This window comes from Photobacterium sp. WH24, from assembly GCF_019204055.1.
Classification (GTDB): Bacteria; Pseudomonadota; Gammaproteobacteria; order Enterobacterales; family Vibrionaceae; genus Photobacterium; species Photobacterium arenosum.
In genome coordinates, this window is sequence record NZ_JAGSOZ010000020.1 from 27,606 (window position 1) to 52,043 (window position 24,438).

18 protein-coding genes and 1 tRNA gene are annotated in these 24,438 nt (G+C 48.5%); 11 read left to right on the forward strand and 8 right to left on the reverse strand.

The features are described 5' to 3' along the window. Positions 1 to 208: 208 nt before the first annotated feature. From KCG43_RS18615 to KCG43_RS18625, 3 genes are all read left to right on the forward strand, one after another. On the forward strand, positions 209 to 2,584 hold the full coding sequence (locus tag KCG43_RS18615) for an AAA family ATPase (protein WP_218386800.1): 2,376 nt from the start codon (positions 209 to 211) through the stop codon (positions 2,582 to 2,584). Beyond that, on the forward strand, positions 2,581 to 4,461 hold the full coding sequence (locus KCG43_RS18620) for a UvrD-helicase domain-containing protein (protein ID WP_218386803.1): 1,881 nt from the start codon (positions 2,581 to 2,583) through the stop codon (positions 4,459 to 4,461). Before KCG43_RS18615 ends, KCG43_RS18620 begins: the two co-directional genes overlap by 4 nt. An 877-nt stretch (positions 4,462 to 5,338) precedes the next feature. Continuing rightward, positions 5,339 to 6,112: an IclR family transcriptional regulator gene (locus tag KCG43_RS18625; RefSeq protein ID WP_255558096.1), complete on the forward strand. Its 774-nt coding sequence runs from the start codon at positions 5,339 to 5,341 to the stop codon at positions 6,110 to 6,112. A 29-nt stretch (positions 6,113 to 6,141) separates the two neighbouring features. Here the strand turns inward: KCG43_RS18625 and KCG43_RS18630 are convergent, their stop codons facing one another. The 3 genes from KCG43_RS18630 to KCG43_RS18640 form a co-directional block, all read right to left on the reverse strand. Further along, positions 6,142 to 6,900 carry an IclR family transcriptional regulator gene (locus tag KCG43_RS18630; RefSeq protein WP_218386806.1) on the reverse strand — a complete coding sequence of 253 codons (759 nt, stop codon included), beginning with the start codon at positions 6,898 to 6,900 and terminating at the stop codon, positions 6,142 to 6,144. Between the two features lie 47 nt (positions 6,901 to 6,947). Further along, positions 6,948 to 7,856 (reverse strand): SMP-30/gluconolactonase/LRE family protein, encoded by a 909-nt coding sequence (locus KCG43_RS18635; RefSeq protein WP_218386808.1) that lies wholly within the window; start codon positions 7,854 to 7,856, stop codon positions 6,948 to 6,950. Between the two features lie 132 nt (positions 7,857 to 7,988). After that, positions 7,989 to 10,136, reverse strand: a complete 2,148-nt coding sequence (locus KCG43_RS18640; protein ID WP_218386811.1) for a TonB-dependent siderophore receptor — start codon at positions 10,134 to 10,136, stop codon at positions 7,989 to 7,991. A 386-nt stretch (positions 10,137 to 10,522) separates the two neighbouring features. Here KCG43_RS18640 and KCG43_RS18645 point away from each other — a divergent pair, with 386 nt between their 5' ends. Continuing rightward, the gene (locus KCG43_RS18645; RefSeq protein WP_218386814.1) at positions 10,523 to 12,517 is read left to right on the forward strand and encodes a methyl-accepting chemotaxis protein; all 1,995 of its coding nucleotides are present in this window, start codon (positions 10,523 to 10,525) and stop codon (positions 12,515 to 12,517) included. A gap of 119 nt (positions 12,518 to 12,636) precedes the next feature. Here the strand turns inward: KCG43_RS18645 and KCG43_RS18650 are convergent, their stop codons facing one another. The 4 genes from KCG43_RS18650 to KCG43_RS18665 all read right to left on the reverse strand — a co-directional run bounded on the left by KCG43_RS18650 (position 12,637) and on the right by KCG43_RS18665 (position 15,856). Beyond that, complete coding sequence (locus tag KCG43_RS18650) at positions 12,637 to 13,488, reverse strand: hypothetical protein (RefSeq protein ID WP_218386816.1); 852 nt, start codon at positions 13,486 to 13,488, stop codon at positions 12,637 to 12,639. Between the two features lie 154 nt (positions 13,489 to 13,642). Continuing rightward, positions 13,643 to 14,077: a thioredoxin TrxC gene (trxC, locus tag KCG43_RS18655; RefSeq protein WP_192014485.1), complete on the reverse strand. Its 435-nt coding sequence runs from the start codon at positions 14,075 to 14,077 to the stop codon at positions 13,643 to 13,645. Positions 14,078 to 14,254: 177 nt separating this feature from the next. Then, positions 14,255 to 14,458, reverse strand: a complete 204-nt coding sequence (locus tag KCG43_RS18660; RefSeq protein WP_192014484.1) for a hypothetical protein — start codon at positions 14,456 to 14,458, stop codon at positions 14,255 to 14,257. A 270-nt stretch (positions 14,459 to 14,728) separates the two neighbouring features. Continuing rightward, complete coding sequence (locus tag KCG43_RS18665; protein ID WP_218386818.1) at positions 14,729 to 15,856, reverse strand: M14-type cytosolic carboxypeptidase; 1,128 nt, start codon at positions 15,854 to 15,856, stop codon at positions 14,729 to 14,731. A gap of 138 nt (positions 15,857 to 15,994) precedes the next feature. Between KCG43_RS18665 and KCG43_RS18670 the strand changes: the two genes are divergently transcribed. The 3 genes from KCG43_RS18670 (at position 15,995) to KCG43_RS18680 (ending at position 18,638) form a co-directional block, all read left to right on the forward strand. After that, complete coding sequence (locus KCG43_RS18670) at positions 15,995 to 16,429, forward strand: NUDIX domain-containing protein (protein ID WP_218386820.1); 435 nt, start codon at positions 15,995 to 15,997, stop codon at positions 16,427 to 16,429. 127 nt (positions 16,430 to 16,556) lie between these two features. Next, a tRNA-Ser gene (locus KCG43_RS18675) sits at positions 16,557 to 16,647 on the forward strand. Between the two features lie 605 nt (positions 16,648 to 17,252). Next, a complete protein-coding gene (locus KCG43_RS18680; protein ID WP_218386822.1) occupies positions 17,253 to 18,638 on the forward strand; it encodes an FAD-binding oxidoreductase in 1,386 nt (461 codons plus the stop codon). 95 nt (positions 18,639 to 18,733) lie between these two features. Here the strand turns inward: KCG43_RS18680 and KCG43_RS18685 are convergent, their stop codons facing one another. Beyond that, positions 18,734 to 19,180: a DUF3429 domain-containing protein gene (locus KCG43_RS18685; protein ID WP_255558097.1), complete on the reverse strand. Its 447-nt coding sequence runs from the start codon at positions 19,178 to 19,180 to the stop codon at positions 18,734 to 18,736. Between the two features lie 272 nt (positions 19,181 to 19,452). Here KCG43_RS18685 and KCG43_RS18690 point away from each other — a divergent pair, with 272 nt between their 5' ends. The 4 genes from KCG43_RS18690 to tssA all read left to right on the forward strand — a co-directional run bounded on the left by KCG43_RS18690 (position 19,453) and on the right by tssA (position 24,435). Then, complete coding sequence (locus KCG43_RS18690) at positions 19,453 to 19,665, forward strand: nucleoside deaminase (RefSeq protein ID WP_218386824.1); 213 nt, start codon at positions 19,453 to 19,455, stop codon at positions 19,663 to 19,665. Between the two features lie 305 nt (positions 19,666 to 19,970). Then, positions 19,971 to 20,393, forward strand: coding sequence for an organic hydroperoxide resistance protein (locus tag KCG43_RS18695; protein WP_192014479.1), 423 nt, complete (start codon positions 19,971 to 19,973; stop codon positions 20,391 to 20,393). 548 nt (positions 20,394 to 20,941) lie between these two features. Further along, on the forward strand, positions 20,942 to 22,894 hold the full coding sequence (locus KCG43_RS18700; RefSeq protein WP_192014478.1) for a protein kinase: 1,953 nt from the start codon (positions 20,942 to 20,944) through the stop codon (positions 22,892 to 22,894). Further along, entirely contained in the window at positions 22,891 to 24,435 is a 1,545-nt protein-coding gene (gene tssA / locus KCG43_RS18705) for a type VI secretion system protein TssA (protein ID WP_218386833.1), read from the forward strand. The genes KCG43_RS18700 and tssA overlap by 4 nt, the downstream gene beginning before the upstream one ends. Positions 24,436 to 24,438: the final 3 nt, after the last annotated feature.

Below are 24,438 nucleotides of genomic sequence, written 5' to 3' on the forward strand. Positions count from 1 at the left end.
TTTGTATGTACTTTGTAGTACATTACGCCTTAGAAGATAGACAGAGCTGCTGTGTTACGTGCCGAAGAAATGGAAAGCAGCTTAAAAGTGTCTACTGAGATGGTAGCGATTCGGTCTCTTAGTCAAACCACTAAAACAGCAACAATATGATCAAAAAGAAAGCGCCACAATAACTCGGTGAATCCAAAATAAGCTAGGGAACATAGCAATGAAAATTGTCCATATAGACATCCAAAACTTTCGAAAGTTAAAGAGCTGCCGTATAGAACTTGCTGAAACTAGTACAATTTTTGTTGGCGCGAATAACAGTGGTAAAACATCAGCGATGGATGCGCTGATCATGTTTTTGAAAAAAGCAAAGCGAAAAGAGATATCGACAACAGATATTACCCTATCAAACTGGGCTGGCATCGAAAAAATAGGTACCGACTGGCTTACTCTCGGTGAGGATCAGCAACTGGACTTAACCTTGGACAGTTGGCGCGAGCAATTACCGTCAATTGATGTTTGGTTAGAAGTAGATGAGTCAAAGCTCCATTATGTCAGGCACCTTTTGCCAACTCTAGATTGGGACGGAGGCTTGCTCGGTGCTAGGTTGATTCTAGAGCCAAGGGATCCCGAAGAATTATATAAAGCCTATTCTTCCGCACGCTCCGCAGCGACAAAGACCATGGCCTGCCGTCAATCAGGAAGTGACGATAACAGTTCATCTTCTCTAGCATTGTGGCCAACATCAATGCGGGATTTTTTGGATAGAAAGCTCCAGAGTTACTTCACAATCAATGCCTACGTATTGGATCCAGAGTTGGCCAATAATACACCATCGCAACCCATCACTGAGTACATGGAGGCAATGGAAGGCGACCCGTTTGATGGTTTATTTAAAATTGACATTATCAACGCACAACGTGGTTTTTCCGATCCGAACTCAGGTGAAGGAGCTGCAAACAGTGATCGACGTCTATCCGCTCAACTGAGAAGCTATTTTGACAAGCACCTCAATCCAAATGAGCTACCTGAAGCAAGTGACCTAGATGCGCTCGAAGCGATGGAGGCAGCCAGAAGTGCATTCGACGAAAAGTTGAAGAGCAGTTTCAGCAACGCGATAGGTGAACTGGAGGGTCTTAACTACCCTGGTTTTAGTGATCCCCAAATTCTGCTCTCAAGCAAAGTAAATCCTCTAGAAGGGTTGAATCACGACTCAGCAGTTCAGTTCAATGTTCTGCGTACTGATACTCCCTCTACAGCCGGATTTTGCCTGCCGGAAAAATATAATGGACTCGGTTACCAAAACCTTATTTCAATGATTTTTAATCTGATCCGCTTCCGTGATGAATGGATGCGAGTTGGCAAGGCAGGAAAGCGTGAAGAAAACAGCAGTAAACCCATAGAGCCTCTTCACCTAATGCTGATTGAAGAACCTGAAGCTCATTTGCACGCACAAGTGCAACAGGTCTTCATCAAGAAGGCATATAGCGTTCTAAGGGCTCACACAGATCTTGGGAACAAGGAGCAGTTCTCTACTCAGATGCTTGTAAGCACGCACTCGAGTCATATTACTCACGAAGTGGACTTCACTGGCTTACGCTATTTCCGCAGAAAACAAGTTTCAGCTGTTCAGGAAGTCCCGTATGCCTGCGTTGTAAATATGTCGGCGGTATTTGGACTTGAGCCCAGACGTCGTCCAAAAGGGCAAGATCCTGAAGAACAAAAAAGAATCGAAACTGCGCAGTTCGCAACTCGTTACCTGAGAACAACACACTGCGACCTTTTTTTCGCAGATGCAGCAATCCTGATAGAAGGTCCTGCGGAGCGAATGCTGGTACCTCACTTTATAAGACATCACCATCCTGAACTGGATAGAAGCTATATCTCACTCCTAGAAATTGGTGGCAGTCATGCACACCGTTTGCGTCCGCTAATTGAAGCCTTGGGCATACCAACTCTGATCATTACCGACTTAGATTCTCTGGAAAAGAAAGTTACTGAAGGAAAAAATGCTGATGATGAACCCAAGTTCAAGACAAATAAAGTGAGACCCCAAAAAGGTCAAAATCAACTAACTGGAAATGACACATTGAAGACTTGGGCTCCAGGTAAAACTGATTTGGATGGAGTCATCGAGGCTTCTCCAGAGGAGAAAACAACAAGTTGTGGAAAGGTTAGAGTAGCTTATCCATCACTTACTAAGGTTGCTTTCGCTTCAGGTGATGAACAATCAGCAAACCCTGAAATAGTTATCCCTTATACATTTGAAGATGCTTTGGTCTTAGCCAATATTCCGCTCTTCAAGAATATGTTTGGTCAAACAGGCCTCACGAAAAAAATGGCTGCTTCAACTCAAGTGGCAACTATTGAAGACGCCTGTGACGCTATGTTTGAAGCGTTAAATAAAAGTGCAAAAAAAGCAGAGATGGCACTAGATCTTCTTTATTTGACAGATCCTCTAACCCTTAAGCCACCGCTTTACATACAAGAGGGCTTAGATTGGCTTAAAGGTACACTTGAGGAGTTAGCTCATCAACCTCAATCAGAGAAACCTCAATTAGCAAAAATTTTGGCGGCTGAGGACGTTGAAGCATGAAAAATACCCATCATACTGTTTCTGTTGATGACGAGATCTTCAGCTGCCTTGACCTTGACGCCCCTAAAAGCTTTTTTTTGTTTGCCGGTGCGGGATCTGGAAAAACACGCTCATTGGTTGAAGTACTCAAGCGATTTCGGGAATATAACGTACATCGCTTACAAGCGAATGCTCAGCAAGTAGCGATCATTACTTACACCAATGCAGCATGTGACGAAATAAAGCGTCGTTTGGACTTTGATCCAAGCTTTAGCGTTTCAACAATTCACAGCTTTGTTTGGGAACTTATCAAACCCCACCAAAACGACATCAAAGAAATACTCAGAGTTAGCCTTCAAACCGAGATTGAAAAACTTGATGATGCTCAGCGTAGAGGGCGTGTAGGAACAAAGGCAGCAGAAGACAGGCCTCGTCAGATCGCGTCAAAACAAAAGCGGCTTGACTCGCTTGATACAATTCGAAAGTTTTCATACAACCCCAATGGGGAAAATACGAGTAGAGGGTCTCTAAACCACGCTGAAGTAATCGGTATTGCTGTCGAACTCCTGAAAAACAAACCTCTTTTGCAACAAATCCTTATTCGCAAGTTTCCAGTGCTGCTCGTAGACGAAAGCCAGGACACCAAGAAAGATCTGATTGAAGTCCTATTTGTTGTTCAAGCGTCTAATAAAGAGCAGTTTTCAATGGGTCTATTTGGTGACGTCATGCAACGGATCTACTTCGATGGTAAAGAGCATTTAGGTCAAGACTTACCTGATGACTGGTTGAAACCAAAAAAAGAATACAACTACCGCTGTCCGCGACGGGTTGTGAGGCTTATCAATAAGATCCGTGAGGATGTTGACCAAAACGTTCAACTGCCAGTTAAAGATAAAGAAGGTATTGTTCGCCTTTTTATCGCAGATTCTCGAGTCGAAATTAATAAGGCTGAGTTTGAGTACTCAGTTTGCCAAGAAATGGCAAAAATTACCGAAGACATACTGTGGATAGAGGATAGAAAAACGCTTACTTTAGAGCACCACATGGCAGCGATTCGTGGAGGTTTTTCAAGTTTCTTTGAGCCACTGTATAGAGTTGAGAAGTTAAAAACGAGCTTGCTTGACGGCACACATGCCTGTATTACTCTGTTTTCAGAACGAGTATTACCACTGATCAATAGCTTGGAGGCAGGGAATCATTTTGCTATTAGTCGAATTGTAAACAAATATTCACCACTTATTTCGCCTGAACACCTACAAGCAAGTAGAAGTCCTCGAGAAGAGTTTACTAAAGCTAAGCAGGCTGTTGACTCTCTCTATGCTTTGTGGAGCGGAGCTTCAGATCCCTGCCTACATAGTATACTTAAGGAAGTTCATCGTAGTGGGCTTTTCCCTTTACCAGAGATTTTAGCTGTGATCGCAGCCAGAAAGGAGGAAAAGGAGTATCAAGAGTCTGATGCCGAGAATGACCTTAACCCAACGATTGAAGCATGGGACAACGCACTTAAAGCGAAGTTCAGTGAATTAAAAGAATATGTCCAATACATTTCAGACGAATCAGAATTCGGCACACATCAAGGGATAAAGGGGCTTGAATTTCCTCGTGTTATGGTCATTCTAGATGATAAAGAGGCTCGTGGTACTACATTCAGTTATGACAAGCTTTTTGGAGCTAAGCCTCTTACATCAAATGATCTCCGGAATCAAAAAGAGGGCAGAGACACAGGTATCGATCGTACCAAAAGGCTCTTTTATGTAACTTGCAGCCGGGCTCAAGAGAGCTTAGCGATTATTGCTTACACAGATAATCCCGACGAAGTAACTAAAACAGCTCTCCAGCAAGGATGGTTTGACGAGGGGGAGATTATTCCAACTTCAGCAACCGTGTTACCTGATTAGAGGTTTACATCGACTCCCTTTAAACAGGTGACCCAGTATTCATTAGTTATTATTGATTTACTTCTCTAGTAACAAACTATGCTAACTGAGTTTTGTCCAAAAACGAGTTTCGAAACCAAAGCTACACACTTCCCCAGGGAAAAATTCATGGATGAATTTTTAGGTTGTTGGCGCTGGGAGCGCCTACAATCGGCCCGGACAACAGCAACGAACAAACAGGCATTTCTGGGCACTCTTTGTGCCCGCAAAGAGTGTCTGGCGCGCGCCACACCATGGTGAGGGGGCACTGAACTCAAGCGCGACATACCTTCATGTCTTACTTTAAGCACCAACCACAGTCCCCAAAAATCACAAAAAACCGCATCCCCAGGGAAAAATTCATGGACGAATTTTTAGGTTGTCGGCGCCGGGAGCGCCTACAACCGGCCCGGACCACACCAGCGAACAAGCAGGCATTTCTGGGCATTCTTTGGGCCAGCAAAGAGTGTCTGGCGCGCGCCACACCATGGCGAGGGAAGCACTGAACTCAAGCGCGACATACCTTCATGCCTCACAAAAACTTCCAACCACAGCACCCCAAAATCACAAAAAACCACATTCCCAGGGAAAAATTCATGGACGAATTTTTAGGTTGTCGGCGCAGGGAGCGCCTACAACCGCCCCGGACAACATCAAAGAACAAGTAGGCATTTCTGGGCACTCTTTGTGCCAGCAAAGAGTGTCTGGCGCGCGTCACACCATGGCGAGGGAAGCACTGAACCCAAGCGCGACATACCAGACAGACTTTAAAGAGAACACACCCCACTTCGCTCACCTTATATTGATCAGCCAGAATGATCCGTATAACCTGACCTGAAACAACACTATATGAATAAACATGACCACTATTAAGCCCATTACCCGAAAAGAAAAAGGCTCGACGATTGAGCGTGTCTTACGGATTTTATCCTTTATCTCCGAGCACGAAGGTCAGTACGATCAGAATGAACTGGCTGAGGCGATGGATCTCCCCAAGCCAGCTACTGCAAAACTCCTTGTGCAGTTGAAAGAGCTCGGCATTCTGCGCGAGAACATGCTGAGAAAAGTGATTGCCGGCCCTGAATTCCGCCAGATGGCGCTGGCCGTGCTGCGCAATAAGGTCTTTGAATCGCAGCGCCTGACGGTACTGGAAAGACTGTCGGCGCAAATTGGTGAAACCTGTGGCATCTCTGTGCCGAACGGCATCGAAATGCTGTACTTTGAGCGGGTTCAGACCAACTGGCCTTTGCAGATCAGCCTGCCGGTTGGCAGCTCAGTGCCGCTGGCCGCGACGGCGTCAGGCAAACTGTATCTGGCGACTTTGCCGGACGGCGTGCGCCGGGTGATTCTGGATAATATTGCGCTGGAAGTCTTCACCGAGCATACCCTGATAGACAAGGCAAAACTGGAGCAGGAGCTGACCGCTATCCGTGAACTGGGTTATGGCCGCGATAATGGTGAATTCATTGATGGTATGGCCGCGGTTTCCGTGCCGATAGCCCGTGATGGTTTGCTGCTGGGTTTTCTGTTCTGTCACAGCCCTGTGGTTCGTCATCCGTTGCTTGATCTGGAAACTTTTGTGCCGCTGATGCAAGAAGCCGCGGATGAAATTATGGCAATGATGCTGAGCTGAGATTAGCTGGCAACAGCAAAGGGCCGTGTTTATGTCAGTTCTTGAATATAGCCCTGAAGCTGATCCCGGGTACGTTCGAGATCGGGCAGATAAGTCAGTAACTGATCCAGAGATTTGCGTGTTTTCGGGCAGTGGCAAAACAGGGATGCTAGAAATTTGCCGTCGGAAGATTTGACCGGAATAGCCACAGCGACCAGCCCGTCGATGAATTCTTCGTTATCCACACTCACCTGACGTCCGCGGATGATCTTTAATTCCTGCTCCAGCGTATCAGGGTCGGTATGGGTATTTTTGGCCAGTTTGGTCATATCCAGCTGGCCTATGATCCGCTCCCGCTGCGTCTTGGGCAGGGAGCTCAGAAACAACTTGCCGCTGGCGGTTGCCCAGACCGGGGTTTTCATCCCTATGGGTAAGACAATCTGAAGCGGCCAGTTGGTCTGAATCCGTTCGTGGTACACCATTTCATTGCCGTCCGGAATTGCAATCCCACAGGTTTCTTTCACCCGTCGCGACAATCCGTGCAATATCGCCTGAAGTTGTGCTTTTCGCTCGTTATTGCTGTTCAGGTTGAGGGCAATACGTTTGAGCTCAGCACCGGGGTAAACGTTGCCGCGTTCGTCGGTAGTCAGAAACTGTTCTTCGTCCAGTTGCTGAACCAGGCGATGATAGGTCGGTTTTGGGATCTCAGAATGAAAAATCAGATCCGGCAGCGGAACCGGCTGTTCCTGTCTGGCGCTTTGGGTGATGATTTCCACAATGCGACTGACGGCGTTGGCTTTGTTTTCCATAGCTGAATCCTGCAATTCCTGTTGTCCGGCGATTATAGCGGGTATACCTATTGCCTAAAAGGTTGATGTGGAAACGATTCGCAGAAAATACTCTCGGTATTTCCCTCAAACAGCGATGGCATGACAAAGGTACGCCCAGAGAGTGGCAACTCACTGCGTTCTTGCTCCGACATGCCATACCAGCCCGTGGTAACAAACAAAATGTCGAGTTTGTCGCCGCCAAAGGTACATCGGGTTGCATGCTTTACCGGCAGCTCTTCGAGATGAATACATTTGCCTTCCGGGTTGTATATGCTGACAGCGCCTTTATTCCAGTGGCACACATAGAGATTTCCCAGCGCGTCGGTTGTCAGCCCATCGGGTAAGCCTTCTTGCTCCGGCAACTGAATAAAGACACGTTTATTGAGGACGGCAGTCCAGTCATCATTCATTTGCAGCTCGATAACCTGACCCCGGAACATATTGGCTACGTAGGCGCGCTTTAGCCTGGCGTTAAACGCAATACCATTGGCAACAGCATATCCGCTATCAAGCTGACTGATGGTGTGGGTGTCAGCCCGGTAGCGGTACAGACAGCCATCGGCTTGCTCCAGGTGGCTTTCATTCATGGAGCCAAACCAGAGATCGCCACTCGGGCAATTCACCGCATCATTCAGTCGTATTCCGGCCAGCCCTTCGGTTGGGTCGGCGATAAACTCAAAGCCGCTGAAATCCGCATGGCAGCGATACAACCCCGTTTTTGTCGCGGCGAGCCAGCCAGAGCTGGCAGGCGCAATGGCCGTGACCGCGACCGGTACGTCGGTGGCGCTATGGGTTTTTGTTTTCAGAGAATACTGGTGGATGCAGTTGTGCTCAGTATCGACCCAGAACAGGGTCTGCGCTGAGGCCAGCCAGATCGGCGACTCGCCAATTTCGCACGTGATATCAGTCAGGGGTTGAGCCAAGGGGTTGTTCATAATTAATGTCCATATAATGATATTTAAAGTATCAATATAGATTAATTATGGAAAGGGTGAGCTGGCGGTGTGTAAAAAAACAAACCCTGCTCACAGAGCAGGGTTCAGGTCGTCTTTTCGCGTGTGAAGGGTTTACCAGCGGTAATTCAGTGTGGCTATCACACTGCGTTCTTCACCGTAGTAACAGTAGTAGTCACAGCTCGACACATAGGTTTCGTCAAACAGGTTGTTGACGTTCAGCTGAGCCTGCCATTGGTTGTTGATGTTGTAACGGGCAACGGCATCCACCAGTGTGTATGACGGTACAGTACGGCTACTGCTGGCCGGGTTATCGACGGTTTCACCGTTATAACGAACGCCACCGCCCAGAGTTAGTCCCTGTAACAGCTCTGTGGTGAAGTCATAGTCCAGCCAGGCTGATGCGGCGTGACGCGGTATCAGAGCGGCTCGCTGTTCTTTGCCTTTACCATAGGTTTCGTCTGTACGTGCATCGGTATAGGTGTAGCTGGCGGTGAGTTTCAGATTGTCAGTCAGGTAACCGATACCTTCCACTTCCACACCCTGCGAGGTAGCCTCACCGGTTTGGGTTTTTACATAGGTAGCCGGGTTTGTCACCAGCGCGTTTTTCTGTGTGATATCAAATAATGCAAGGTTCAGATAACCATCAATAAATTCTGGGGTGTATTTCACACCAACTTCTGTTTGCTGACCTTCAAGCGGTTTGTACAGTTTACCTGTTGCGGGATCCACAGTGGTCAGTACTTCAAACGACTCAGAGTAACTTGCGTAAGGCGCGAATCCATTGCTGGCCAGATACATCAGGCCGCCGTTCAGAGAGAGCTGGCTATCATCACGTTTCTCTTTGACTTCAGATGTTTTGTTGTTGTTCTTGGTTTTTACGTAGTCATAACGCCCACCAAGTAACATAACCCATTGGCCGTCAAGTTTGACCTGATGCTGCGCGTAAAGACCCACTTGATCTTTCCCGATGGTGCGCGAGGTGAGTGTACTTGGATCAACGGGTGTGAAATTACCCGGTGTGTGATTGAAAATATCAATCGGACCACCAAAGGCGTAATCGTCTTTTTCTTTACCTTCGTTTTTATGGGTTTGGAGATCCAGGCCCAGCAACAGTGTTTGTTCGGTACGGTCGGTGTAGAAGCGGCCGACAGTTTGTGTATCCAGGCTGTAGCTGTCAACAGAACCATCACGGTAGACCAAGCCTCGGTTATAAACGTTCGGGTCTATGATATTTCCACCCGAGTCAACTGCAGGTGCTGAGAAGACATAAGAACTACGAAGCAGCATATCAATATGCCCGTAATTGGCATTTTGTTTCAGCGTCCAGGTATCGTTAAACTCGTGTTCAAGTGCGTACCCAAGCGAGAACTGCGTTTTCTCATTGATGTCGTAACCTGGCTCACCCAAGTTCGTGCTTGGATCCAGTTTGCCTTGCGGAGTGTCGATCAAGCTGCTATTAGCAGGGAAAAAGCCGTTTGTTGGCACACCTTCATCGTCAATAATACTGGCCAATAAGGTCAGCGTAGTGCGATCTGATAAATCCAGCGCTAAGCTGGGTGCCAGATAGTATCGCTGATTATAGGTACCATCCAGTACACCATCCCGTTCGTTAGCCATGGCAACAATCCGGTAACGCGCATCACCGTTTTCATTGGCATAGTCTGAAATATCGATACCGATTTGTTTGTGTGAGCGATTGCCCACCTGCAGGTCGATTTCGCCTTGCGGTGTATCGGTCGGACGCTTGCTGACTGCACTGATAACGCCACCCGGAGGCGCCTCACCGTACAGAATAGAAGCCGGGCCTTTCAATACCTCGACACGCTCTATGCCGAAAGGTTCGAGCATCCAGCCATAATAACCATCTTTAAATAAACGGTTACCGTCCAGATAGGTGGCAGCATCAAAGCCACGAACTTTAATCCAGTCTGTGTCGTTGTCCGCGCCATAGGGCTGCGAAGTCACACCGGCTCGGTAACGCAGGGCTTCGTCAACTTTCTGAACCTGACGAATTTCCAGCTCTTCACGATCAACAACTGAAGCAGAACGAGGCGTTTCTTCTAAAGGTGTTTCCACTTTCAGTGCTGACGCAGTCACAACGATAGTCTCTGGCTCAACATCCTGTACGCTGTTCGTTGCTTCATCTGCGAATGCAGGCAATGCGATAGCGAATAAGGAAATCGGCAGAATGTTTTTGTGGCAGATTTTTCTGATTGCCAGCCCAAGCGTACTTAGACTCGGCTTGAATAATTGTGTCATAACGCGGATACCCAAACGAATGTAAAACAGATTCGAAGTAATAATTATTGTTATTTGCAATTATACTGACTGATCGTCCAGATTGTGTGACTTTTGTCACCTTTTTAAAGTGGTGTGGCGCTTTGTGAGAATAAAAAATCACTTAATGTCATATTTTTTCTACAAAGTACTGGACTTGATGCATAGTAATGTTTATGGGGGTGTTGGCGAGATACTTAGGGCTATTAAACGACATAATTATTCAATTTGTTTAATAAGATGTGCTTTTTTGAGGTGTTTACCACACGTAATGCTGAAAAAATTCATACTTTGATGACAAAGTGTTCACAATTCACATCGCTATCATTATATTGGTCCAACATACGAAGTAAACGGACTTGTCAGTTATGAATTTATCTATTGCAAGGAAGCTCAGAGTTAGCTTTTTCTTGTTGACTGCGTTGTTTTTAGCCGCCGCAATCATTCTTTATATCCAGATCAGTAAAGTGGAAAGTCATGCTTATTCACTATTGAGTGTGGATATTCCCACTGTGGATGCCAGTCGATCCATACAGCAAAACGCCGAATTTTCATTATCCAGCCTCCGGGCTTATATGCTGGCGGCAGATGAAGCGCGCCAGGAAAGGTACCGTCAACAACTTGACGATGCGTTTACCAAGGTTGATGAAGAAGTCGCCCGTTTACAAAACCATCTGAGTGAAGCGCAGTTTAAGTTAGTGAAAGCTGACTGGGAAGCACTGAAAGCCAGTGAAAAAGCGGTGGCCGCTATGAGCCACACGCCGGAGAACCTGCCCGCGCATACGTTATTGCAATCAGAAGCGGCGCCGCTGGCTGAAGTTGCTTTAGACCAGCTGCAGGGCATGCTTAACGAAGAAGAAAGTAACCCTGTGGGCGACGATCGTAAGCGCCTGATGAAGTTGCTGACGGATGCTTATTCATCGTTATCCAACGGCCTGGGCGAATTGCGGGCATTTTTGATCAGCGCTAATCAGGACAATCTGGACAAGTTCGAAGAGTACCTGCGGCATAATAACCGGGCGGTGTCTGAAATTAACCGCAAGCAGGACAGCCTGAGTGACAGCCAGAAAAGTCTCTGGTCGCTGTTTAAAGAAATGCAGGATATGTATTTGCCAATGGCGACAGATGTTGTCATGCACCGTCAGGCACAGGACTGGAATAAAGCCACTTACCTGATGGAAACAGAAACCTTGCTTGCAGTCGAACAACTGACGCAAACCATTGAAACTGTGGTTAGCGAACAGCAGGTGATTGCTGCAGAAAGTGGAGATGCCATTAGCAGCAGCGTGCAGAAAGTGGTGGCTCTGCTGATTGCCACCAGTGTGATTGCCAGTTTATGTTCTTTGTTTATCGCAACCTGGCTGGGGCGGGATATCGGTTCGCGTTTAAGCCGTGTGGTAACTCGTGCTGAAGAAATATCGCACGGTAATTTCTCAGGTACAGCGCTGGCAAATAAAGGTTCTGATGAAATTGCGGCACTGATCGATGCGGTGAACCGTATGTCCGTCGCTTTGTCTGGCTTAGTCACCGGGGTGTCGACCAAAGCGCACGCGGTGAATGCCAGCATGGATCAGCTGCTTGCCACCAATGCTGACACGGCAGGTGAAGTGAACGATCAGGCGTCGCGGATCAACTCTGTGGCGACAGCAATAGAAGAAATGTCCGCTACGGCCCATGAAACGGCACAAAATACCCAGGCGGCATCTGACGATCTTGCCCACTCGGCTTCCCTGTTGGTGAATGGCGAGCAGGCGTTGGATCAGAACCAGCAGACAGTGACAGAGCTGAATACGCTGGTAGCGCAGGCCAGTGACATGGTTCAGCAACTCAGGGCTGACAGTGATCGTATCGAACATGTCACGGAAGTGATTCAGGGGGTAGCAGAGCAGACTAATCTGCTGGCGTTAAATGCGGCGATAGAAGCGGCCCGTGCCGGCGATTTAGGCCGCGGTTTTGCGGTTGTTGCTGATGAAGTCCGCCTGCTGGCTCAGCGCACAACTGAATCTACGACAGAGATCAACGCCATTGTTGAAGCACTTCAGGCGTCCACACATCAGGTCGTGCAGGTTATCGAACAGAGCCAGTCTCTGGTTCAGGTAGGTACAGAGCATACTGCGACGGCCAATGAGATGCTCAAAGATACGGTTCGCTACATGGAGGTGGTGTCGCAGAAAGTGAGTGATATTGCGGTTGCGACAGAACAACAGTCGAATGTGTCGCAGTCTGTTGCTGAGCTGGTGCACCAGCTGTCATCTTCTGCCGACGATGTGTCCGGCAATTGCGACAATGCCAACCAAACTTCTCAGTCCATTAAATCCCAGGTGGATGAATTAAACAGTGCAATGAAGAAATTTGTCGTCTAGCGATTGTCACTGTCTCGAAAGTAAAACCCGGTAAAAGCCGGGTTTTTTTGTGTCTTATAAATCAATGGCTTGACGCCGTTCTCTGCCAAGGGGAGTCCATCGGGGCTGTCGTCGCCAATTCACGACGAGCACACAAACCATGCCTTGGCGCTTGCCGTAATATAGGCTTCTTCATGCCAGTCTAAGCGCTCTAAGGTTGGCGCTGTCCGAATATCACCTTTGTATTTTTCGGTGACTAATACCCTCACTCTGCCATCGGTGGCATTTCGGACAGTACCTCGGTAGGTGTAACCCAGAGTGCTGTTGCGCGGCCTTTCATACAGACAGACATTTTCGCCGACACTGGTATAAATGTGTTCGCTTTCTTCTGTCCAGGCGCCATTCGCAGCCGGTGCTCTGGTTGGCTCAATCAGCGCGGTTGCTGCTGCGGGTGCATCCAGCAGCCTGCGTTCAGCCGTGTAAGGCAGGTAGCCCAGTACAATGGCCGAGCTGTACCATTCATCGTCCGGTGCGCCATCATTTTCGATCACTTTCAGCGTCACGAATGGGCCGTCGAGACAAAGATCTGCCCATTGATCCGTACCGCTGATACTGGCTGAGAAGAAAGGGTATTCCTCGGCTGTGTTGGTGTTTACTACGCACCAGGTGCCTGTCTCCTGGTGATTGAGCTGGCCATTGTTGAGGTCACAAACTTGCCTGGCCAGATTCTGAAACTGCGCGATATCTTCCGCGGCCTGCTCCGGGCCGTTACTGCAATAACGGTAGGTATAAGAGTAGGCGCTTTTGGGGTAATACTGCCCTTTGTCAACCACGGCACCGTTGGAGCGAACCTCATTTTCGTCAATAAATTCCTGGGCGGTGTCATACATACTGTAGTCACTGCTGAATCCCAGCGAGGATAAACTGCTGCATCCCGACAGCCAGAACAGGCCTGTAAAAGCCAGACACGCGCGAGAAAAGTGCTTTTGCATATCATCAACACCTATTACCCAAACACATAATTTTTATGAAGTTAAGTATAGGTAAGTACTCGAAAAAGTGAAGGAATACAGAGGCTAACAATGACGCGGTATCTTTAATAAGAAAGATACTGCGTCATTTATCACGTTATATATGCGGAAAGGGTTATTTTGCCAGTGCCTGATTCAGCCACTGGTCGAAGTGAGATTTTGGCAGTGCGCCATTGATGGTATCGACCAGCTTGCCCTGTCTGAAGACCATAATGGTAGGAATACTGCGGATACGGTATTGCGCCGCCAGCGCCTGCTGAGCTTCGGTATCAATTTTTACGAAGCGCACCTGTCCGGCTCTCTCAGCTGCGACATCTTCGAAAACAGGGGCAAAACCCACGCAAGGGTTGCACCAGGGTGCCCAGAAGTCGACCACAACGGCTTGTTCACTTTGCAGCACAGCCTGGAAGTTATCTGTGGTGCCTTCTAATGGTTTTCCGTCGAGCAGTGCTTCTTTACATGCACCACATACGGCTTTGTCATTAATACGTTCAACGGGAATACGGTTCAGGCCCTGGCAATGCGGGCATCGGGTAGTGATAGTCGACATAATCAATTTCCATCTGTCTCAATATGGGCTCAATGTACTGATTTTATGTCGCTCAGAAAAGAGGGGATCGGGCAATTAATGCAATAGAAAAAAACGATGATGAGGTGGTGACAATTCATGGCTAATGCAAGAGAGCACATTAGCCATGACGAGATCGGTAGAGTTCACTGTGGGTTTTCAGTGGAGTAAACCCAGCTCTTTGGCTTCCTCAATGGTTAATCCGCATTCACGGATGTCACGCAGCATTTCGATACGGCGGCGTGCAGCAGCTTGTTGACGTTTATTAGCAGAGACTTTAGCAGATGATGCTGTTTCGTCTTGCTGATCCCACTTGTTAGCGGCATCAGCCATTTCCAGATATTCAAGTGAGTTGATAGACACAATTACCTCCTGAAAGCACTATGCGTCGAGATCAGGCATATCTTTATCAGAGCTTTCAGACAGCGTCAAAGCAAAGAAATCGTGCTTTGTGACCAATGGCGTATTTGTGAGATGAAGTCGCTGGCGGGATAAAATTCTACTTTGACACAAACCGTTTTCAGAGTATCTTTCGCCGTTCCAGCCTGAGAAAATGCGGGCTGAATAATGCGCCATCCAAGTGCTAAAAAGCCAGTCCGAAGACTGGCTTTTGCATTTCTCAGGCCGCAATAATCAACGCAGTTGGTCAACGACCACACGTACTGCGGCTAACATGTCCTGACCGAAAGCCAGACTGCGCTCCGGCGACCAGCCGTAAAAGGCATCCGGTTGCAGGTTGTGATCTTTAAATGGCATTTCAACGGTATATGCCAGACACTGAAATTGCTCACCAACCCAAGCGGTACCCATGTTCAGATTGGCTTCGCCCGGTGCATCTTTGTCATAGCCATATTCATCCTGAAATTCCGGCGTAATCGTCAGCAAGGCTTGTTTAAAGTTGTTTTCCAGCGTGGCGTGGCGCTCATCATAAGAGGGAATGCCTTCACAGCCAGCGACAAAATTGTATGGGATGGCTTCATCACCATGAATGTCGAGAAACAGGTCGACGCCGGTTTGCAGCATACGCTCCCGTACCAGGAAGACCTCCGGGCTTTTCTCCATGCTGGGTGTCAGCCATTCACGGTTGAGGTTGATTCCTGCCGCATTGGTCCGCAGATGGCCTCTGATGCTGCCGTCCGGGTTCATGTTCGGCACGATGTAAAAGACGGCACGTTCGAGCAGCGCACGGCCGACAGTGTCGGTTTCATCAAGCAGGCGCTGCAGCAGGCCTTCCATGAACCACTCTGCCATGGTTTCGCCCGGATGCTGGCGGGCAATAATCCAGATCTTCTTCTTACCTTCGCCTGGCTCGCCAATTGTCAGCAGGCTGATGTCATTGTTATCGAGCGTGCTGCCCAGGGTTTCCAGTTCACAGTTGAAGTTCATCTGGGCCTGATGCAGCAAATCCAGGTGTCTGTCGTAGCTGTAGGGGGCAAAGTAGGCGAAATACATGGAGCGCTGTTCAGGAATCACCTTAAAGCGCAGGGTGTCGCCGTCAAATTCAGCCGGGATGCGAAACCACTCTTCACGGTCATAAGATGCTACAACATCGTAATCTTTCCAGCCTTCCGGGTAGGCAGATTTCGCTAAATCCTGTAATTCGAAGCCATGTTCAACCTGAGCCTGAGTTTCCAGACGAAAGTGAAACCATTGGTAGAAATCAGACTGGTTGTCTTTTTTTATTCGCAGTTGAATATCACCAGGCTGGTCGGCTTTTACAACATCAATATTGCCGCTTTCGAAGTTACTGAAAATGTTCATTTCTCTAAACCTTGTAAGGTAAATGAAGGCAGAAGGTTAGCACAACTATAGCAAGAGCATAACCTGAGCGCTGTTTGCCGCGGTATCTTCAAGCCGTTAAGCTATGTGCACAGTAAAGTAACCACACAGGTGGCAAGATTGGGATTACACTATGCATCCCGGGCACTGATAGAAGTGCAGGGAAAAGTACTTCTGGTAAAACGGGTTGGGGAGGCATTCACGTTTCTCCCTGGTGGTCATGTTGATGCCGGAGAAGCGGCAGTGCAGGCGGTAGCTAGAGAAATTCGGGAAGAAACCGGGCTCACCGCCGAGATCGGGGATCTGATCGGTATCGCTGAAAACGACTGGCAGCAAAATGGGCAGCATCAAACGGAAGTCGCGCTGGTGTTTCGCGCCCGTCTTGCAGGAATTGATGTGCCGGCAGCTGTCGTTTCAAAAGAACCCCACCTTGAATTTATCTGGGCAGACAAGTTACAACTGGACACACATCAGCTTCACCCTGTTGCTTTGCGCGATATTGTCCGTAATGACACTGGTCAGTATCAGGGATTTGTGGCGTCAGACTTAGCTTAGGTGGTGTTTTTTATTGCAGGCTGAGACTAAAGTCATCAGTTAACTTTCCGCCTGGCGGCTTATTGAGCACTTGAACTTTTTTTACTTTACAGCACCACCATCACCACGTATTATTCGCCGCACTTACGGAGAGATGGCTGAGTGGTTGAAAGCACCGGTCTTGAAAACCGGCATACGTTAATAGCGTATCTAGGGTTCAAATCCCTATCTCTCCGCCACATTTGAAGAAACCGCTGAACTATCAGCGGTTTTTTTCGCCTGAACCTTGGCAAGATGAGATAGGGTGAAGAAGCCTAGAAGGGGCGGACGGCGAGTCTTCAGCCGAGCGAAGCGAGACCACGTTGCCTTTCAGGCAACGCCCGAAGGGGCGCGAGCCTGCGAGCGATAAATCCCTATCTCTCCGCCACATTCGAAAGTCTCGTCATCGACGGGGCTTTTTTTATTGGGTTTCAGATGATGTTTTCCGGGATTTGAAAATCCCTCTATACCTTGTTCTGGCTCCGCCACATTCGAAGAAATCGCTGAACTATCAGCGGTTTTTTTTCGCTTGAACCTTGGCAAAATGAGATAGGGTGAAGAACCTGAATCAAGTCAGCCGAGTACTTCTTCAGCCAGAAGCAAATCGTCAATTCTCCAATCCTGTACTTCGTCTCAATAAGGGACAACACCGCCACCCATGAATGGGTTTTACTCTATTGATAGGTTGATTTAATTACACGGGATCCGTTCTGGGTCGCCGTGGTGCGCCTGCGCCATAAACCATAGTTGGCTGAGCGAGCACTCTGTGCATGTGGTCCAGGTAATGAATGACGCGGAGGCGGGTATGAGCCAGCTAGAGGCTGCATCCATTGATAGATTCAGGGTGCATTTTCAGGGGAAGGTGATAGTCCCCAAAGATGATGAATATGATGAGGTCCGGCAGATCTGGAACGCGATGATTGATCGTAAGCCAGCTCTCATTGCTCGTTGTACTTCGGCGGAATGTGTACTCCAGGCGGTGAATTTTGCCCGTGAGCATGACCTTCTGCTGTCTGTGCGCGGCGGTGGACACAATATTGCCGGTAACGCGGTTTGCGATGGCGGGATCATGATTGATCTGTCATTGATGAATGCGGTGCATGTGAATCCGAATACCCGAAAGGTAATGGTGGAGCCTGGGTGTACGCTGGGCGATGTGGATGCCGCGGTACAAAAACACGGCCTTGCTACCCCTTTCGGCATTAACTCAACCACAGGTGTGGCAGGTTTGACTCTGGGAGGCGGCTTTGGCTGGTTGAGCCGTTTGTACGGCATGACGGTCGATAACTTACTTTCAGCGCATCTAGTTACTGCCAAAGGCACACAGGTAAAAGCCAGCGACACTGAAAACGCCGATTTATTCTGGGGATTACGGGGTGGCGGCGGTAATTTTGGTATTGTCACCAGTTTTGAGTTTCAGCTGCACCCTGTGGGCCCGGATGTGCTTAGCGGGCTGATCGTCTTTCCGTTTGAGCAGGCAAAAGCCGTTTTGACTCAATTTGCCCGCTTTACCGAATCCATGCCAGAAGCGCTGAATGTCTGGATGGTGGCGCGCAAAGCACCGCCCTTACCATTTTTGCCTGAAACGGTTCATGGCAAAGAAATGATCGCGCTGGCATTGTGCTATTTTGGCGATCCTGCTGAAGGTGAAAAACTGATTGCACCCCTGCGCAGTTTCGGTACACCGTACGGTGAGCATGTCGGCGTGCAACCCTATGTTGCCTGGCAGCAGGCATTTGATCCTTTATTGACGCAAGGCGCCCGGAATTACTGGAAGTCGCACAACTTTACCCATTTATCGGATGAGGTACTGGATATCCTGATCGAATTCGCCGGCAAATTGCCGTCACCTCAGTGCGAGATATTTATCGGCACCATTGGCGGTCAGACAGAAAAAGTATCACCGGATGCCATGGCATACGCCAGCCGTGATGCACGCTATGTCATGAATGTACATGGCCGCTGGGACAGTGCAGAGGAAGATGAAGCCTGCATCGCCTGGGCGCGGGAATTCTTCACCAAGTCACAACCATTCGCCAGTGCCGGGGCATACATTAATTTTCTGACTCAGGACGAAGGTGATCGTGTGGCCTTCGCGTACGGGGAGGCATACACGCGCTTGGTCGCACTGAAGAAAAAATACGATCCCCACAATCTGTTCAGGATGAATCAGAATATCAAACCCGAGTAAGCGAGCGTTGCCGCAAGAGTATACATCGGGCTGATCAATGAGACCGTCCGCAGCGGAGCGGTCTCGGTTTGTTGGCTCAGGCTCTTGTGCGTCAATTAAGTCAAGATCACCACCCCATGCAGGACAATCACGCCTGCAGTCAGTCTGCCTCGTAAAGTCTGATATCCTCTGGGGTTCACTTCACCTTCTGTTTGCCGGATGAGCTTCTCTGCAAACCAGACGGCCAGATAACCCAGTGCCAGTAAACCTATCGCGATAAGGTCATGTTTATGGCCTTGCAGTATGGCCGCCCAGGCAAGCAGCACAAACAGATTGCTTAATATAAGGGCATTGCGGCTGAGTTTATGGGAAATATGGTCAATGGCATTTCCCCACAGGATCCCAGATAAAAAGCTCAGGATAACCGCACTGTAAGCGATGAACATTTGTTGCCCGGACATGTTAAAAAGGCTGATGTCAGCAACAGCAAGCAGGGCGGTGATGACAAAAGGGACCAGCCCTAAATACCCGAGTTGTTTCATTATGGTGTTGGGTTCTTGCATGCGCAGATCCTGTGTAACCAGTATTGGAATAATCGCTTACTTTGTTGTATTGACTATAGCTTCTGTAAATATTTCCCGCCAAACGCTGTTATGTCTTCTGTAGCGAGAGCCAAAGCCAGGCGCCAGAGTCAGCCAGACAATGCCCAGTATTTGATTTTCAAATACCTGCCAGTGAATCATTTAATTTCAGAGTACTCAGGACAAAACGTATAGTGTCGGATTATCCTGAGTAATGAATTCCGAAATAGTCACACGTAAGCAAAAGGCGCAGTATGAATCCATTTTTATCGCAAGCTATCTCGTTGGCCGAAAGTAACGTGAAACAAGGTGGACGTCCGTTTGGTGCCGTGGTTGTGAAAGACGATACAGTGATCGCGACTGGGGTTAACCGGATGCAGGCTGAGTGTGATCCTACGGCCCATGCAGAGTTGTTGGCATTACGTGAAGTCGGTAAGGCGCTCAAATCCCCACGTCTGGCTGGCTGATGCATTTGGGCCTGGTGGTGAGCACTGTCTGTTTCTACTGGCGATTCAATCCGCGTGACTACGATCAGGTGATGCAGCCCGTGGCTGTGAGTAGCCGATGATCACAGTGCTTAAACCAGGCGTAAAACCGGTAATTACGTCGCTGAGGAAACGTCATTTCTCAGAGACTCAGCTACAGTTATTTCTACAGAAGAATTTGACGGTTCAGGCAATTGGAGAGAGGCCAGCTATGGCACTGAATATCTTTCCAGAAGGATGTGTTCAACCGTCATTGAACTATCGCATTCACTAAATGGAGAAAAGTAATGAAAGTTCTGTATTCAACAAAAGCAACATCTACTGGCGGTCGTGACGGAGCATCCGAGTCAGCGGACGGTAAACTGAAAGTGAAGCTCAGCACGCCAGCTGAGCTGGGGGGCCAGGGAGGAGAGGGCACCAATCCGGAGCAGTTATTTGCGGCAGGCTATTCCGCCTGTTTTATCGGTGCCATGAAATTCGTTGCAGCGCAGGACAGTATCAAACTGCCTGGCGAGCCGAGTGTGACAGCGCAAGTCGGTATCGGTGAAAATCCTGCCGGTGTCGGGTTTGCAATTGATGTTGAGCTGCACATTTCGCTGCCGGGAATGGATCGTGAAGCCGCCACCCAACTGGCTGAAAAAGCACATCAGGTTTGCCCTTATTCGAATGCAACGCGCGGCAACGTACGCGTCGAGCTGGTCGTCGAATAACATTCATCTTGTTGATGTGAATTTAAAAGGGCTTAAATGGCCCTTTTTTCATTTTCATTGGCCTTCATGGTACTGCACTTTTAACGCGCTGCTTCTCTGCAAACCAGAGTCAGGTTTATATCGGGGCATCTATAAAAAACTATGTCAGTGAAAGCTGTACTCAGTCAGAAAACCTGTTAAAGAAGCGATAGCAGACAGGTACGAACATTAAAATGGCACCAATATAAACGGCCATGTTTCGGCTTTAATTAAGTGACACTCAATATTGAGTGTTTATTTCATCTGTCATGGTTTTATAGTCTGAAAAAAATAATTGGGATCAATATCAACATCCCTTTATTTCTGGCGATTATCTCTGCGCAAAAGCCACTCATCACCCTGTTTCATTATGAGCTTTTTTATAGTGAAAATGACTTTCTTGACCATCAAAAGGCCGGAATGTTATTCGGCTATTGAAATGCTTAATAAGACAACTCTAAACTCTCGCCATCTATTGGTTTTATGGCTGGTTTTTCCCTTTGTCTGAATCTGGCAATCAAAAGGTGTCTGTGATTGACGATGTCATTAATCGCGCGCTGATAAAGAAAAAGAAACGTCAAAAGGAATTGGATCTTGCGAGCAGACCTTCTCTTGAAGAAAGCTTGCGGGCGAAGTTCGATATTCTCGACACGATTACCAAGCCGGGTCGTGGCACTGTGCTGTATAAATTAGCCGATAAAGATGAACCCAATAAAATTATTTGCTGTAAGTCGGTATTACAGCGTGGCAATGACACAGCTGAAAATGCATTGCTGAGCGAGGCAACAAAACTCGAAGTTTGTCAGCATCCCAATGTTGTGAAGTACATAAAAGTCGGGCATGAGTTTTCCACGCCTTACTTCTTCATGGAGTGGGTTAGCGGGGAGAATCTGGCGCAAAAAGTCAGCCGCCATAATCACGGAGGTTTTCGTGCCGACCACATTGCCTGGCTGATTTACCAGCTGGCTGGTGCGCTGGACTATGCGCACACACAAGGCGTGTGCCACCTTGATGTCAAACCCTCAAATGTGCTGATAGGCGCTGATGATGCCGTTCGGCTGGTTGATTTTGGCGCCGCACAATATACCGGTGAAGCTAACACCTATGCGGAAGCCAGCCTGAATTACGCATCGCCAGACTATATCCGCAGCGGAATCGGTCAGCCTGAAGATGATGTGTACTCCCTTGCTGTCATGGCGTATTGCCTGTTTCTGGGCGTAGCGGCAAGCCCGGATATTGGGGTGGTGATAACCGGTCAGAAACGGCCTGTGGTCATTCCGCCACATGCCTGGAAAGCCATTAAAACCGTGATAGGCAAACCACGCAGTCATGGTTTCTCACCGATTCATTTTGCGCAGATACTGGGTCAGATTGACACAGATACGCCGCTGTCTAATGCACCTATTTTTAACAATATGCGTAATGCCGATCTGGTATTAAGCAGAAGAAAACATGATCTGGTAAATGCCATTGATGGTTGGCGTTCATTGGAGATTACCCTGATTTGCGCCACGTTAGTGCTGGTGGCGTTTCTGGTGATCCGACATGCTTATTTTTTTGCCCTGGACAGCTACCAAACCAGTCAGCCAGCCAGTTTTGCTTATGACGGCAAGGTTTTTCAGCCTGATGATACCTCGTGGTACAGCTACCAGTTTCTGAATGAATTCACCTCAGAAACCCCTGAGTTATCAAAGACTGCGGTATCTGTGGTTGAAGAGTATGACCGCAGAAAATCAGCGCAGGAAAAGCAGATTTATCAGCAGATGAGTCCGGTATTTGAGCAGGAAAGAGCAACCAATGCAGAACGCCGCGATCAGTTGCAAGCCATAAAGAATGAATTAATTGTGATGCGCCGGTTAATGCAGGGCGGAAAAGACAGCGACAAAGTTCACATTGAGAAACAGCTGTCGAGTGCGCAGGCGAGAATTAATGCCTTGTTGCAAAACGCAAGTTTATACAGTGAAAACGCAGTGACACCAGAAGAAGCCTTGAATTTACTGGAGTTGGGCGATGTGGTGTTTGCCCGTAAAGCGTTTGAAGCCTCATGGAAAAAAGCAACGGCAAGCGCGTATTACTATTCTCACGAAATCCGGTATCAGACTGTTACCAAAATTCTTTCCCGGGTGTCGCAGCTAATGGATAAAGCGCAATTTAAAGATGCAGCCGGGCTGATCGAAAGTGCTCAGCAGGTGTTTCCTGAAAGTAAGGATATCCGAAGCATGGGAGCCTTACTCTATGCACGCCGCGGTGAATACATACTCCGTCAGTCTCTGCAGTCCGATCTGGTGGTCGAAAAAAATATCATTCAGCAGGCCTATCAGGATGTGAAAACCTTCGCGCCAGACAGGGTGGATACCATCAAAGCTCTGCTTAAACAGGACATTGAAGCAAGTCAGGCAACCCGTTTTAAAGCCGGGGCACTCAGTATCAATGCCAATAATGTTACCTCTGTTGTGTTACCTGACTGGGAGTGGGATACATGAGTGAGCTCAATACCCGATTAGATGAGCTGTTGTCACCGATAGGTGCCGGGCTTCCGGTTGGAGAAGATGCCCGTTATGAACTTTGCTATGAGCTAATGGAAGCTGAAGTCAAAAAGTTCGGTTCATTATTTGGTGAAACGGTGGATTGGCAAGTTGTTGAGTTACAGGCTGAAACTGTCCTGTTACAGCACAGCAAAGATCTGAAAGCCATGGCTTACATAACGCGTGCGTGGGCAGAACATTACGGTAGCGACGGGCTGAAAACCGGACTCACTTTGCTGAAATCGGCGTTGGAACAGTATGGCAGTTCACTGTATCCGGCAAGAGCGCGTGGCCGGGATGGCGCGATAGAATGGCTGGATAATCAAATTGAACTGATTGCAGCCAAACTCAGTAATCCTGTTCAGTCTGATCTGCAAGCCTGTGCTGCCTTGTGCCAGGACATCAGTTTTGCGATGGGCGAAGTCTTTGAAGGCTCAGAGGCATCCTTAATCAATGCGCGCAATGCGTTGACTACCAGCAGCAATTCTCTGGGGGAAGTGCCTGCATCACCACAATCCGCAGTGGAACCAGAAAAAGGCCGGATGGCAGGCGGGCAGTCATTTGTGACTGAGCCTAAAGCGGTTGCTACCCCTGAACCTGTGTCTGCCTCTGCGGCGACCCCGCCTAAAGTAACCCCGCCAGTTCCCCTTGCAAAGACAAGTGTATTGAGCGGCGAGGCGGATAAAAAATCCCTGGATCAGATGGCAGAACACTTACTGCATCAGAGCCCTGAGATGCCGCTTGCCTATCAGGTTGGACGATTTGTGACCTGGATGGCAATTGACGAATTACCGCCTCACGATGCAGAAGGAAAAACACCGCTCAGGTTGCCGGTTAATCAGGATACCTTGTCGGATTATGAGTCGGCACTGGTCAATCAGTCGGCTTCTGAACATTACCGCCGGCTTGAAAAAAGCCTGCGCAATACCCCGTTCTGGCTGACCGGTCAGCGCCTGATGCACGACATGCTCAAACAGCTGGGATTTAGCCAGGCTGCGGAGTCCGTGCGCGAAGAGACACGGCGTTTTACCACACGGTTAGCCGGTATCGACGCGCTGAAGTTTGAGGATGACACCCCTTTCGCTGATGAAGCTACCCGCCAATGGCTGGCTGCACAGTCAGCCACTTCCGGCTCATCAGGCCATGAAGGGCTCGCTGAGCTGCTGGGCGACAGAGGTGATGACATTCTGGAAGGTGCAGAACTGGGACAGCTCCTGGTTTCAGCGTCTTCATTACTGGATGACGCCCAGTCAGGGCGTTCACGATTTCTCTTGCATCTGCAATTGGCCAGGTTACTGCACCACAACGGGCTGCACAGTATTGCGCTGCCGCATCTGGAAGTGATCTGGCCAGAAAGAGAACGCATTAATTTGAGTTACTGGGAACCGACTCTGGATGCCGAACTGGAGCAGTTACTGTCTTTAACGCTGACTCAAATTTATTCACGGGAAGATGCGTTTCCCGCTAAGTACAGAGAATGGCTTGCGGCCGTTCATTAACAT

Excerpts from the sequence above, each read along its gene's own strand:
- KCG43_RS18640 (WP_218386811.1), bottom strand. The coding sequence starts at position 10,136 with ATGACACAATTATTCAAGCCGAGTCTAAGTACGCTTGGGCTGGCAATC.
- KCG43_RS18615 (WP_218386800.1), top strand. The coding sequence starts at position 209 with ATGAAAATTGTCCATATAGACATCCAAAACTTTCGAAAGTTAAAGAGC.
- KCG43_RS18685 (WP_255558097.1), bottom strand. The coding sequence starts at position 19,180 with ATGCAAGAACCCAACACCATAATGAAACAACTCGGGTATTTAGGGCTG.
- trxC (WP_192014485.1), bottom strand. The coding sequence starts at position 14,077 with ATGTCGACTATCACTACCCGATGCCCGCATTGCCAGGGCCTGAACCGT.
- KCG43_RS18665 (WP_218386818.1), bottom strand. The coding sequence starts at position 15,856 with ATGAACATTTTCAGTAACTTCGAAAGCGGCAATATTGATGTTGTAAAA.
- KCG43_RS18650 (WP_218386816.1), bottom strand. The coding sequence starts at position 13,488 with ATGCAAAAGCACTTTTCTCGCGCGTGTCTGGCTTTTACAGGCCTGTTC.
- KCG43_RS18645 (WP_218386814.1), top strand. The coding sequence starts at position 10,523 with ATGAATTTATCTATTGCAAGGAAGCTCAGAGTTAGCTTTTTCTTGTTG.
- KCG43_RS18620 (WP_218386803.1), top strand. The coding sequence starts at position 2,581 with ATGAAAAATACCCATCATACTGTTTCTGTTGATGACGAGATCTTCAGC.
- KCG43_RS18680 (WP_218386822.1), top strand. The coding sequence starts at position 17,253 with ATGAGCCAGCTAGAGGCTGCATCCATTGATAGATTCAGGGTGCATTTT.
- KCG43_RS18630 (WP_218386806.1), bottom strand. The coding sequence starts at position 6,900 with ATGGAAAACAAAGCCAACGCCGTCAGTCGCATTGTGGAAATCATCACC.
- KCG43_RS18695 (WP_192014479.1), top strand. The coding sequence starts at position 19,971 with ATGAAAGTTCTGTATTCAACAAAAGCAACATCTACTGGCGGTCGTGAC.
- KCG43_RS18635 (WP_218386808.1), bottom strand. The coding sequence starts at position 7,856 with ATGAACAACCCCTTGGCTCAACCCCTGACTGATATCACGTGCGAAATT.
- KCG43_RS18625 (WP_255558096.1), top strand. The coding sequence starts at position 5,339 with ATGACCACTATTAAGCCCATTACCCGAAAAGAAAAAGGCTCGACGATT.
- tssA (WP_218386833.1), top strand. The coding sequence starts at position 22,891 with ATGAGTGAGCTCAATACCCGATTAGATGAGCTGTTGTCACCGATAGGT.
- KCG43_RS18690 (WP_218386824.1), top strand. The coding sequence starts at position 19,453 with ATGAATCCATTTTTATCGCAAGCTATCTCGTTGGCCGAAAGTAACGTG.